We start from the raw sequence: 13302 nt of genomic DNA, 5'->3' as shown, positions 1-13302 counted from the left end.
ATTCGCTTATTTGATGATGGCTGTTTTCTCAGGTAAGCTGTTGTGATAAATCCATCATAGATACCGTAGGGTGCGTCGCTATCTAACATCTCCGAACTCAATCGAAAATCTTATAGCGACGCACCATACCAGAACTCTCAAAATACCATTTTTTACCCTCAATCAACCGCAATCCCACTCGTAGATAACATCGCTAAAATCCAATTTTTGTAATGCTGATTCTTTGACAAAAAAGTTACCTACGCCACCATCGCCCCACATAATATCTATTACCTCATTTCCATCGGTATCCATTTGAAATAAAAGGCTATAGGGATCGCTTTCGCAATCTGGTCTAGGATCGTGTGATTGAAAAGAATCATGATAGCCACCAATTTTATGACCGCCAGGGGCGCATAGATCCATATAATCATCCTCGAGTTGCTCGTCTTCTCTAAATAATTGATAAAAATCTTCTCCTAAAAGTTTTGTAAGCCCCTCATCGCAATCACTAATTGGCGCATACTTTTTAGTAAACTGCAAACTGCAACTTCCCCAAATAGGCCCGCGTTCAAATTTGGGCAAAAAATCATAATTGGTGATGATATTCTCAAGGTTGAGATCGGGTTCAGGAAAATATAAAATTTGAAAAATATCTTCACCAGAGTCGAAAGATAAGCCATAAAGACATAATTCATCATCTGGAAGATAAAACTGCAAGATTCCTCGATCGGGAAAACCTTCAAGATGCGGTACTTCGGAAAAGTTGATTTGGGCAAGCAATAAGAAGCAATCGCCATTAGGAGTTTTAGGATACTCGAATCCTTTAGGTAAGTATGGCAACCCACCAAATTTACTTTGCCACCAGTTCGCAGGTTCGTTGTTTTCAATTGTAATTTCAATATAGGGTTTGATAGTTAATTCGATTCGATCGCGATACTTTTCTAGTTTGGGAGATAGCGGCACATCAAGTTTGTAGTTCATAAACCGATCGCAACTTAACTTATTTTAACTCCAAAACAAAACTTTGCAAGGTGGGCAAATGCCCACCCCAACAATAAACTACGCGCCGACAGATTCCTTCGCTGCGTACAGCACCTCAACGGTAATCTTATCAATCCCCCGATCGCGCGCAAACTTCTCAGTATTTCGCTTCACCTTACCCCGCACAAAACCAGGGATTTTATTCAACTCAGCCTGTCCATCCTTCGTCCAACCCATATCAGAGTCAGCCGAAATACCCTTCGTAATCACTTCCTTGGTATCGTGGCCGCCGAAGATTTCCAGCAAGTGGTCTTCCATTCCCAAAGTGAAGGAATTGTAGACCAAATCAACGCACTGATTCGTGCCTTCATAACCCAAAAATGGCTTGTAGCCGATCGGGAAATTTTGGACGTGAATCGGTGCAGCAATTACGCCGCAGGGAATATCCAACCGCTTACCTACGTGGCGTTCCATTTGCGTACCGAAAATTGCCGAAGGTTCCGCTTTGGCGATCGCATCTCCGATCGCCCCGTGATCGTCCGTCACCAGCACTTCATCGCAATACTCGCTTACCTGTTCCCGGAACCAATCAGCATCGTGTTTGCAGTAGGTTCCTGCCCACACAACGTGGATTCCCATCTCGCGAGCCAAAATCTTCGTCATCGCCGCAGCGTGGGTATTATCGCCAAATACGACGGCTTTTTTGCCGGTTAAGTTTTGGCAGTCGATCGATCGCGAAAACCAAGCAGCCTGCGACACAAACCGCGTTTGTTGGTCAATAAAATTTTCGTAATCAACATCCGCACCTTGAGCATTCAAAACTTGCTGAATCTTGCGGATACAGCGCGCAGTTTCCACCACACCCATCGGCGTAATATCCACCATCGGCGTACCGAATTCTTTTTGCAAATACTCCCCGCTCATCATCCCCAATTCCCGATAAGGAACCAAGTTAAACCAGGCGCGCGGCAGTCTTTTTAAGTTATGAACCGAAGCACCTTCGGGAATAACTTCGTTGACTTCAATGCCCAAATCTGCCATCAAACGTTTCAACTCGGTGCAGTCGTGCTGGTTGTGGAAACCCAGGGTAGACATACCGATAATGTTGACAGATGGTTTTTCGCTTTTGGCTTCTACTAAATCGCCTTTTTTGCGGGCTTTGTTAATGTAAAATTGGACGATTTGATCCAAAGTGCGATCGGCTGCTTGCAGTTCGTTGACGCGGTAATGGTTAACATCCGCCAGCAATACATCGCCTTTGGCATCCAATTGAGCTCGTTCCACGAAGTTTTCCAAGTCTTCTTGCAGAATGCTGGAGGTGCAAGTCGGGGTGAGCACGATTAAATCTGGGTGTTCTTCTCTGTCTTTGCGGGTGATGTTGTCCACCACCCGTTCTTGCGAACCCCGCGCCAGTACGTGTCTGTCAACGACGCTGGTAGTTACCGGGGTGAAATCCCGTTCCCTCTCCAGCATGGAACGCATGACGTTGAAATAGTCGTCTCCAATGGGTGCGTGCATGATTGCATGGACGTTTTTGAAGGAAGTGGCGACGCGCAAGGTGCCGATGTGGGCTGGGCCTGCGTACATCCAATAAGCCAATTTCATAGTTTTTTTCCTGGTGCTGGTTGAGAATTGCCCGATCGGGCGATTACTGCTAAATTTTAAGGTTGTTTCTGATTTTCTCACCGGATGAATCCTTGAGAAATACTAAGTTTCTGAGGATTTACACATTTGGGAAATGCTCAAACGCTTTGCCCGCTTGGCATTTGACTCGCAATTCAAACAACTTTACCTGGGTTTTATGGCAATAATTCTTAATCTTTCCTAAAATTTTCTTAAGAGTTAGGCAAATTTGATTAATGTAGGGTTCGCTGCCGCGCACCAGACAAGGTGCAATAATTCTGCATTTTTTGTCAAATTTACTCTGCTCAAACGGTCAATCGATTTTAGATTTTAGATTTTAGATTTTAGATTAAAGAATTGAAGCATTGACCCCACGGATAAATTGGGGGGGCAAGTTTCATCGGATACAGGTTTTTTATTTCTGGGTCCTGAGTCTGCGAAGGAATGAATTCGGGGGCTTGTCTCCTGGATGCTTTCGGTCAATCGATTGCGCGATTTGAGATTTTCGATTAAAGATTAAAGAATTGAAGCCTTGACCCAGCCCAAAAACGGATACGCTGCCACGTACAGGAGTCGTGGAAAGATAAAAATTGTAGACCCTAGTTCAAGCTCCCAGATTTATCTGTGGGGTAAATCTAAAATCTAAAATCTAAAATCTAAAATCGACTGACCCCACGGATAAATTCGGGGGTTCCTTTATCGGATACAGGTTTTTTATTTCTCCACCCATGAAGCCGGGGGCTTGTATCCTAGATGCTTTCGGTCAGTTAGCTAAACAGACGGGAATCCCCGCACTATATCGCTTCGATTAGTGTGGGATGAAAGGCGCGTGAGGTGAGGATTCCACCCGTCTAGCAATTCAAAACTATGTTTTGAATTGCTAGACGGGTGGATGACGAAACAAACAAACTCTTTGTTTAACGAGTCTATTTTGTACTTCAATATACTTTACTCATGCACTTGACAGTAAATAAAGTATTCTGGTACAGTAACACTAATTGATATGTACCGACCACGCCAAAGGAATGAGAAGCTCTTACCAATATCGATTACGTCCAACAAAGTTACAAGCCATTGAAATCGACAGATGGCTGTCGATGCTATGGGCTCAATACAATTACTTGTTGGCTGATAGATTCAATTGGTACGAGCAAAACCGTTCTCCCATCAATGCGTGTCCGCTAGTTTGCCATTTACCCGAACTGCGGGATAATCCCGAATATTACAGTCAGAAAAAAACGTTACCTCAACTCAAGAAAACTCATCCTTGGTATGCTGAGATTTACTCTCAAGTTCTTCAAGATGTAGTTAAGCGAGTTAAGGTATCTTTTGATCGTTTCCTAAAAGGTGATAGCAACGGAAAGCGTAGTGGCAGACCGAGATTTAAACCACGCAGTCGTTATCGCACGTTCACTTATCCTCAAGTTAAAGACGGTTGTTTACAAAATAACTTAATTAACTTGCCGATGCTTGGAAAAGTTAAGGTTGTTTTACACCGTTCCATACCTAATGGATTCAAAATCAAAACCGTCTCTATCACTAAAAAGGCTGATGGGTACTATCTTACGCTCTCCCTAGAAGATTCAACAGTTCCTACGATTAAACCAGATTTTAATCCTCAAAAGATTACTGGAATTGATGTTGGGCTAAAGAATTTCTTGACAACCTCTGAGGGCGAAACAGTTGCAATTCCTCAACATTACCGCAAAGCCGGGAAACGTCTGCGAACTATTCAGAAGCGAGTATCGCGTCGTAAAAAAGGTAGCAACCGGAGACAGAAAGCAGTTAAGCAACTGGGAAAATGTCACAAGAAAGTAGCAGAGAAGCGTAAAGACTTTCATTTTAAGACGGCTAACGAGCTGTTGAAAAAATATGATGTTGTTGCGGTTGAAAATTTGAATATTAAAGGACTGGCTCGTACAAAATTAGCTAAATCTGTGTTGGATGCTGGGTGGTCAAGCTTTCTGTCGATTCTAACAAATAAAGCCGTAAATGCTGGTGTGTTGGTAATCCCAGTAAGTGCCTACAATACTTCACAAGATTGCTCTAGTTGTGGCGAAAAAGTACCAAAAAAGCTGCATATTCGTTGGCATGACTGCCCTCACTGTGGGTGTAGTCTAGACCGCGATCATAATGCAGCAATAGGAATCAAAAATAGGGCGGTGGGTCATCCCGTGCTTAAAGCTCAGTCAATGTCCGAAGCAATAGCTGGAGTCACTGAGAAGCCTACACCAATGGTGACAGCTTGTGTTGGTGTAGGAGTATGTCACTATTGTTAATCGATGGTCAAAATAGATAGAACTGAAGGAACTTGCAGCTTCCGAAGCAACACTTAACTCCCTCCGCGCCTCGGTCGCCAATTATAGTTAAGATTTGCATCGGCCGTTGTTTTGAAGCACCCCAAATTCGTGCCCGATCGCCGGAAAAAATAAATCTTTCAGCACTTGCGTATTTTCACGAGATGTGGTGACGCTCCACTAAAGTCAAGCGATTGCTTGGAATCTGAGATGATTTAGTTGTCAACATGGCGATCGAGCATTAAAGTAAATGCTTGCACAAATCCTGTATTTGTGATTTTGTTTACCTAACTGCGGAGGTGACGAAAGCCCCAGCGTGCTTTTGTCAGCAGTAGCTCATTCCTGTCAAGGCCTGCTTTCCCACACATCCCAAAAGATAGCTCTTGAGCGATAATGAAGAATAACATAGGATTTAGGATAATAAACCCGATTTACCCGAAAAAATCTTGGGTTTGTCAACGACTAGCAACGAAGAAACCGGGTTTCTAGCCCGCCGCGCGTCAGTCCTGTAACATTGACCAAGCACACCTAATTTGAGAGAACCCAACTATGATGGCAATTCCCGGCGTTGCAGTTCTCGCTCTCATTTATGAAAGCAGCACTTCCCTGGTTTACCGCGGCCACAACGAGCAGAACAACCAACCTGTTATTATCAAACTTATCAAAGAAGACTATCCGACTCCTGAAGAACTGAATAGATACAAGCGCGAATATGAGATCACTGCCAACTTAAGCCTGTTGGACGGAGTTGTGAAAGTGTATAAGTTGCAACAGGTTAGAAATAGTCTGGCAATGATCTTAGAAGATTTTGGCGGGGAATCTTTAAAAATATTTATGGGTTCCCAAAAATTTACCCTTTTAGGATTTCTGACTACTGCCATCAAAGTTGCTGAAACTTTGGGAGAAATTCACGGCAAAAATGTAATTCATAAAGATATAAACCCCTCTAATATAGTTTTTAATCCTGCTACAGGACAAGTGAAGCTCATAGATTTTAGCATTTCAACAGCATCCAACCTGGAAAATATTCCCAGTAAAAATCCCAATTTTTTAGAAGGCACCTTAGCCTATATGTCTCCCGAACAAACCGGTAGAATGAACCGGGTAGTCGATTACCGCACCGACTTTTATTCCCTCGGCGTGACCTTCTATGAAATCCTGGCAGGACAACTCCCTTTTCCCACTACAGATCCTATGGAGTTAGTTCACTGTCACATCGCAAAACAGCCAGTACCTCTCGCTGAAATAGCCCCAGAAATTCCTAAAGCTGTTTCAGATATTGTGATGAAATTGTTAGCAAAAACCGCTGAGGAGCGCTATCAAAGTGCTTGGGGACTAAAAGCAGATTTGGAATCCTGCCTGTTTCAGTGGCAAACATCTGGGTTTGTTTCCGATTTTACTCTCGGCAGCCAAGATATTTCCGACAAATTTCAAATACCTCAAAAACTTTACGGCAGACAGCGAGAAGTTGAAACTCTTTTAGCGGCATTTGAACGGGTAGCAGCAACAAATAATCGAGGCTACCGCACCGACGATTCTCAAATTTCAGTCATCAAAAAAGAGTTCAAATCAAAAAAAGAAGTTCCCTTGTCAGTCCTAGCGAGAGGACAACATAAATCCCGCAGCGAGATGATGCTGATTGCCGGTTATTCCGGCATTGGAAAATCTGCAATGGTGAAGATTTTAGACAAACCTATTACCCGCAGACGTGGATATTTTATTTGGGGAAAGTTTGACCAGTACAAGCGGACTATTCCTTACTCTGCCGTTGTCAGCGCTTTTTCGGAATTGGTGCGGCAACTGTTAACTGAAAGTGAGGCTCAATTAGCAGTTTGGCGCGAAAAACTCCGCACTTCCTTCGGTCAAAACGGACAAATTATTATTGATGTCATTCCCGAAGTTGAACTAATTGTCGGAGCTCAGTCTCCTGTAGCTGAATTGGGGCCGACGGAATCTCTGAACCGCTTTAATTTAGTATTTCAAAATTTCATTCGCGTATTTTGCCAGCCAGAACATCCGCTGGTCATTTTTCTCGACGATTTGCAGTGGGCTGATTCGGCTACTCTCAAATTGATCGAATTGATGATGACAGATGAAGCTACGCAATATCTGTTTTTAATTGGTGCTTATCGGGATAATGAAGTTAGTCCTACTCATCCTTTAATGATGACTTTGGAGACGCTGCGAAATCAGGAAGCTATCATTAATCAGATTGCTTTGTCGCCGCTGGGGGTGGAAAACATAACTCATTTGATTGCGGAGACTTTGCACAGCGATCGCGAATCTGTCAAACCGTTAGCTGAATTGGTAATCAGCAAAACCGACGGCAATCCTTTTTTTGTCAATCAATTCCTACAAACATTGTATCAGGAAAACCTGCTAGTTTTTCACCCGCCACAGTCGGGTAGCAAGGGCGGCTGGCATTGGGATATGACTCAAATTGAGCAGTGCGCTATCACTGACAATGTAGTAGATTTGATGGTACAAAAATTGAGAAAACTGCCAAGCTCAACGCAGCAAGTTTTGCGGTTGGTGGCTTGTTTGGGCAACGAATTTGACTTGAATACTCTTTCTTTAATTAATGAAAAAGAAGCCTCGGAAACTTTTTCTCACCTGTTGCCCGCGATTAAGTCGGGACTGATTCTGCCAACTTCGGAATTGGAAAGCAAGTCATTAGATTACGTGCTGTTTCCGCTATTAATTCTGAATTATAAATTTTTGCACGATCGCGTACAGCAAGCAGCTTACGCTCTGATCGACGACTCGCAAAAAAAGGCAGTTCACCTGAAAATAGGCAGGCAAATCCTAGAAAACACCCCGGCTGAATATCGCGCTGACAGAATTTTTGAATTAGTCGATCACTTGAATGTGGCTCGATCGCTAATTAAAGACGATCGAGAATTAATTGAACTGGCAACGCTGAATTTAGACGCCGCCCGCAGAGCCAAAGATGCCACTGCTTATGTTGCTGCCTTGCAGTATTTAACCGCAGGCATGGACGGTTTGAGCGCCGATATTTGGGATGCCCACTACGATTTAGCCTTTGCCTTGCACATGGAGCGGGCAAATGTTGAGTATTTAAACGGTTATTTCGAGAAGTCTGAAGAATTTATTAATATAACTCTGGAAAAAGCGCGATCGCCCTTAGAAAAGGTAGAAATTTACAACCTGCTGATCGTGCAGTACACCCTGCGGGCGAAGTACGAAGAAGCCGTTAAAGCCGGAATCAAAGCTTTGGACTTGCTCGGAATTGACTTGCCCCTAGACGGGCTACAAAAAGTCATATCCGAAGAATTTGCAGCAGCCACAAATATTTTAGCAGGTAGAGAAATAGCTTCCCTGATTGACGCCCCCGAAATGACTGTACCCGACAAAAAAGTTGCAGTCAAATTAATTACAAACTTGCTGACATCGGCGTACCTCAAAAATCCAGACTTGTGGAAAGTCAGCGTTTTAAAAGGAGTCAATCTTTCTCTACAATATGGTTTAGTACCCGAAGCCTCTCTTTGCTATGCTGGCTACGGTATGTTCTTAAACGCAGTTTCGGGAGATTACAAAGCTGCCTATCAATTCGGCTTGCTATCGCTGAATCTCAGCGAAAAATCTGGTAATATCGGCTTGAAGTGCAGAGCTTGTTCATCCCTGGTCAGTATTTTTTATTACTGGTTCAACCACATCAAAGATTCCCACGCGATCAGCAATGAAGGATATCAAGCAGCTTTAGAATCAGGAGATTTAGAGTATGCGGGTTATATCCTGTCCAACCGCATAGCTAACTCATTTTTTCAAGGTAAAGAAATCTCGCAAATTCTGGTCGATACGAGCAGGTATTTGCAGTTCAGCCAAAAAACAAAAAATCAGCTCGTAACCGATATCTTATTAGGGGTAGAGTTAATCCTGCGTAACTTGAGCAAACTAACTCCTGAAAAGTTTGTATTTGAAAGCGAAGATATCAGCGAAGCTGAATACGTACACAACTGCCAAGCTCATCAAAATTTGTACTCGCTGTGCCTTTATCAGATTCGCAAATGCCAGGTAATGTACTGGTACGGCAACTTCAACGAAGCGCTACAACTAGCTTTTGAAGTAGAAAAACAGCTATCTTTTATTACCGGAGCCATACCCGCTACCGAATGGAATTTTTTCTTTTCTCTAACTTTAGCCGCCGTTTTCCCAAATGTTTCAGAAGAGAAGCAAAAGGAATATTTGGAAAAGTTAGAGGAAAACCAAAAACAGATGAAAATTTGGGCAGACAACTGTGCCGAAAATTTTCTGCACAAGTATCTTTTAGTACAAGCAGAAATAGCCAGAATTTCCAAGAAAGATTCAGAAGCTGTAGAACTGTACGATTTTTCTATCAATTTAGCCCAAGACAATGAGTTTGTCCAAAATGAAGCGCTAGCTAATGAACTAGCAGCTAAGTTTTGGTTGAGTAAAGGCAAGTATCAATATGCCAAAATTCACTTGCGCGAAGCTCACTCGTGCTACTTGCGCTGGGGTGCAGTTCGCAAAGTAGAAGATTTAGAGCAGAAGTATCCGCAGTTGCGGGAAATGACGCCGATCAACGGAAGTTTTAACAACAATCAAACTACCACAACTATTCATACTTCTACTGGCAGCGATGCGAGAGTCCTGGATTTGGCAACGGTAATGAAAGCATCTCTGGCGATTTCTAGCGAAATTGTCCTCGATAAGTTGCTCGCTTCTTTGATGAGAATATCCTTAGAAAATGCAGGTGCTCAATTAGGTTTTCTGATTTTAGTCAGAGATGGTCAACTGTTGATTTCAGCTAAAGCCTCAGTATTTGCTGAAGATGTAGCTGTGCTGCAATTTACGCCTGTTGAAGGCTATCAGGATTTACCTGTGACGGTGATTAATTATGTGGAAAGGACTCGCTCGGATTTGGTGTTGAGCAATGCGGCGGCTGAGGGACTATTTACAGCAGATCCTTACGTCGCCAAACACAAACTCCAATCTATTTTGTGTACTCCCATCATCAATCAAGGCAAACTAATCGGCATTCTTTATTTAGAAAACAATTTGACTGTCGGAGCATTTACTCCCCACAGATTGGAAGTTTTAAGGTTGCTTTCTTCCCAAGTTGCTATTTCTTTGGAAAATGCTCTACTTTACAATTCGGTGGAACAGAAAGTGCAAGAGCGGACGCAGGAGTTAAATGAAAAAAACGAGCGTTTAGAACAAACTTTACGCGAACTTAAACTAACTCAAGCTCAATTAATCCAAACGGAAAAGATGTCGAGTTTGGGGCAAATGGTCGCTGGTGTAGCTCACGAAATTAATAATCCTGTAAGTTTCATCTACGGCAATCTTAATCCGGCTAGCGAATACGTTAAAGACTTGCTAAAATTGATTGAGCTTTACCAGCAGCACTATCCAGAACCTGCTGATGAAATTCTCGAAGAAATAGAAACAATTGAGCTGGAATTCTTGAGCGAGGATTTGCAAAAGCTGCTGGATTCCATGAAAGTAGGAGCGGAAAGAATCCGGGATATTGTGCTAAGCTTGCGGAATTTCTCGCGCCTTGACGAAGCGCAAATGAAGTCGGTAGATATCCATCAAGGCATCGACAGTACGGTGATGTTGCTGCAACCGCGCCTGAGAAAAGAGGGCGGGCGTTTGGGAATTGAGGTGATTAAAAATTACAGCACGCTACCCCTAATTACTTGTTATGCGTCTCAGTTGAATCAGGTATTTATGAATATTTTGACAAATGCGATCGATGCTCTCCTCGTAGCAAGAGATTGCCCGGAAAACTCTCATAAACAGCCTACTATTACAATTTCTACAGAGGTGACAGACAGGAATTCTGCCATAATTAGAATTGCCGACAGCGGGCCGGGGATGAGCACTGAGGTGCTGCACAAGATATTCGATCCATTTTTTACAACTAAGCCCGTGGGTTCGGGAACTGGTTTGGGATTGTCTATTTCTCACTCGATTGTTGTGAGTTCTCATGGCGGAAAATTGACTTGCGTTTCTGCACCCGGAGAGGGGAGCGAATTTATTATTGAAATTCCGATCGCCCCCAGGCAAGTTTTGTAATCGGCGCTACTATTAACCAACATCCCCAAATCAATTCTAGTTAGCAACCATTAGCAATCCGGCCACGCATTGCGTTTACTAAACTTTGAATTCGCAATTTTAACTCGGCGAAAACTCTGCATTAAAGTCGATCGCTCTGGTTTCGACAAAAGGGCGATCGCCCTTTTGCAGCCACACTGAGGACTTTCGATCGCGACGAGGTGGCAATGTTCCGGTAAAGCATAAAAAGAGTCATATTTTTAGTTAAAGCAGTCAATATTGTGTCTATAAATACGACGGAACAGTAGATAATAGAACACACTAAAAGAAAAGTAATTTTCTAGCATGAACATACGTCACTTCTGCAAAAGTCAGGCGATCCCATTGCAGCTCATACTGATCGTGCCATTTGTTTTGCAAATCTTTGGATCAGTCGGTCTGGTGGGATATTTGTCGTTCAAAAATGGACAGAAAGCGGTAAACGATCTGGCGGATCGGTTGATGGATCGAACCAGCAGTACGGTGAATCAACATCTGAATGCTTATTTATCTATTCCGCATCAAGTGATTCGGATTAACGCCGATGCGATTCAGATGGGATTGCTAGATGTGCGCGATCGCCAAACCGTCGGTAAGTATTTTTGGCACCAAATGCAGGCTTATGACCTGACTTACATCGGCATCGGACTGACGACTGGTTATGGGACCGGAGCCGGACGCTACGACGGCAAAACGGTCACGATCGATGATTCGAGTCCCAAACCTCTAAACAATCTCCAAACCTACGCCACCGATGACCGCGGTAATCGTACTGGTATCGTTAGTGTCGCTAATTGGGGTAGCTTTACTGAAACCTGGTACACCGAACCCGTGAGAGCAGGTAAACCTATTTGGTCGCGGATCTATACCTGGAATTATCCCGGTCATCCTTATATTGTTGCCTCGGCGGGTCGCCCTATTTATGACACAAATAATCGCTTGCTAGGAATGGTCGCAGCCGATATCCATCTGTTGAAACTGAGCGATTTCTTACGGAATATAGATGTCAGTAGCTCAGGGCAGGTTTTCATCATCGAGCGCAATGGAATGTTGATCGCAAACTCTGCGAAAGAACAACCCTTTACCACCGTCAAAGACGAGATTCGGCGTTTGAAGGCGATCGACAGTGGCAATCCCATAGTGCAGGGAATTGCCAAACAAATCCAGCAACGCTTCAAAGGGTTTCAATCCATTTCTAAAGACACGGATCTCCGACTTGATTTTCAGGGAGAACTCTACTATGTGCAACTCACTCCTTGGCGCGACCAATATGGATTGGATTGGTTAGTGGTGGTGAGTGTGCCAGAAAGCGAATTCATGGCACAGATTGATGCCAATACTCGCACCACAATCTTGCTCTGCTTAGCAGCATTGGGAGTAGCTTGTGGGATGGGCGTTCTCACCTCCGGCTGGATTGCGCGTCCGATTCTGCGACTGAATCGGGCGAGTGAGGCAATAACATCTGGCAACTTCGACCAAGCTGTAGAAGACAGCCGTATTCAAGAACTCAACGCCCTTGCCAACTCCTTTAACCAGATGGCAAGACAACTGCGCGAATCGTTTACCGCCTTAGAAAAAAGTAATGCAGAATTAGAAGACCGGGTGGAACACCGCACCGTTGAACTCAAAAACGCCCTAAGTGAGTTGCAACGCACCCAATCACAGATAATTCATAGCGAAAAAATGTCTAGTTTAGGGCAAATGGTTGGTGGAGTCGCCCACGAAATTAACAACCCGGTCAACTTCATTCACGGCAACCTCGTCCATACACAGCAATACGCCCAAGATTTGTTAAAGTTCGTGCAGCTTTATCAACAGCACTATCCTAACCCTGCTGACGAAATTCAACTCGCAGCCGAAGAAATCGACCTGGAGTTCTTGCAAGAAGACCTGCCCAAAATGCTGTCTTCTATGAAAATGGGTACCGATCGCATCCGCCAAATTGTCCTGTCGTTGCGGAACTTTTCACGGATGGACGAAGCAGATTTTAAAGCAGTGGATATCCATGAGGGTATTAACAGCACCCTACTGATTTTGCAACACCGCCTCAAAAATAGACCGGAACGACCGTCTATTGAGGTGATTCAAGACTACGGTTCTCTACCCCTGGTGGAATGCTACGCCGGACAACTCAATCAGGTATTTATGAATATTTTGACAAATGCGATCGATGCTCTCCTCGTAGCCAGAGATTGCCCGGAAAACTCTCATCAACAGCCTACGATTACAATTTCTACAGAGGTGACTGACAGGAATTCTGTCATAATTAGAATTGCCGACAGCGGGCCGGGGATGAGCACTGAGGTGCTGCACAAGATATTCGATCCATTTTTTACAA

Annotated in this window: 5 protein-coding genes; 3 read left to right on the top strand and 2 right to left on the bottom strand. The window is 43.7% G+C overall.

The window, feature by feature from the left end; genetic code table 11:
* Positions 1-162: 162 nt before the first annotated feature.
* A complete protein-coding gene (locus tag QT990_RS02495) occupies positions 163-963 on the bottom strand; it encodes a DUF1963 domain-containing protein (protein ID WP_333144258.1) in 801 nt (266 codons plus the stop codon).
* Positions 964-1041: 78 nt separating this feature from the next.
* Positions 1042-2568 carry a ferredoxin:protochlorophyllide reductase (ATP-dependent) subunit B gene (gene bchB, locus QT990_RS02490; protein ID WP_333288698.1) on the bottom strand — a complete coding sequence of 509 codons (1527 nt, stop codon included), beginning with the start codon at positions 2566-2568 and terminating at the stop codon, positions 1042-1044.
* A gap of 1043 nt (positions 2569-3611) precedes the next feature.
* Between bchB and QT990_RS02485 the strand changes: the two genes are divergently transcribed.
* The 3 genes from QT990_RS02485 to QT990_RS02475 form a co-directional block, all read left to right on the top strand.
* Entirely contained in the window at positions 3612-4865 is a 1254-nt protein-coding gene (locus QT990_RS02485; RefSeq protein ID WP_333056613.1) for a transposase, read from the top strand.
* Positions 4866-5432: 567 nt separating this feature from the next.
* Positions 5433-10946 carry an AAA family ATPase gene (locus tag QT990_RS02480; RefSeq protein WP_333464879.1) on the top strand — a complete coding sequence of 1838 codons (5514 nt, stop codon included), beginning with the start codon at positions 5433-5435 and terminating at the stop codon, positions 10944-10946.
* A 324-nt stretch (positions 10947-11270) separates the two neighbouring features.
* Positions 11271-13302: cache domain-containing protein (locus tag QT990_RS02475; protein WP_333464878.1), on the top strand; the 2032-nt coding region annotated here is incomplete at its 3' end.

This window comes from Microcoleus sp. T3_B1 (assembly GCF_036700445.1).
Taxonomy (GTDB): Bacteria; Cyanobacteriota; Cyanobacteriia; order Cyanobacteriales; family Microcoleaceae; genus Microcoleus.
This window is presented reverse-complemented; position numbering and strand designations above follow the sequence as displayed.

Coding starts and splice junctions, on each gene's coding strand:
- QT990_RS02495 (WP_333144258.1), bottom strand. CDS start 963: ATGAACTACAAACTTGATGTGCCGCTATCTCCCAAACTAGAAAAGTAT.
- bchB (WP_333288698.1), bottom strand. CDS start 2,568: ATGAAATTGGCTTATTGGATGTACGCAGGCCCAGCCCACATCGGCACC.
- QT990_RS02485 (WP_333056613.1), top strand. CDS start 3,612: ATGAGAAGCTCTTACCAATATCGATTACGTCCAACAAAGTTACAAGCC.
- QT990_RS02480 (WP_333464879.1), top strand. CDS start 5,433: ATGATGGCAATTCCCGGCGTTGCAGTTCTCGCTCTCATTTATGAAAGC.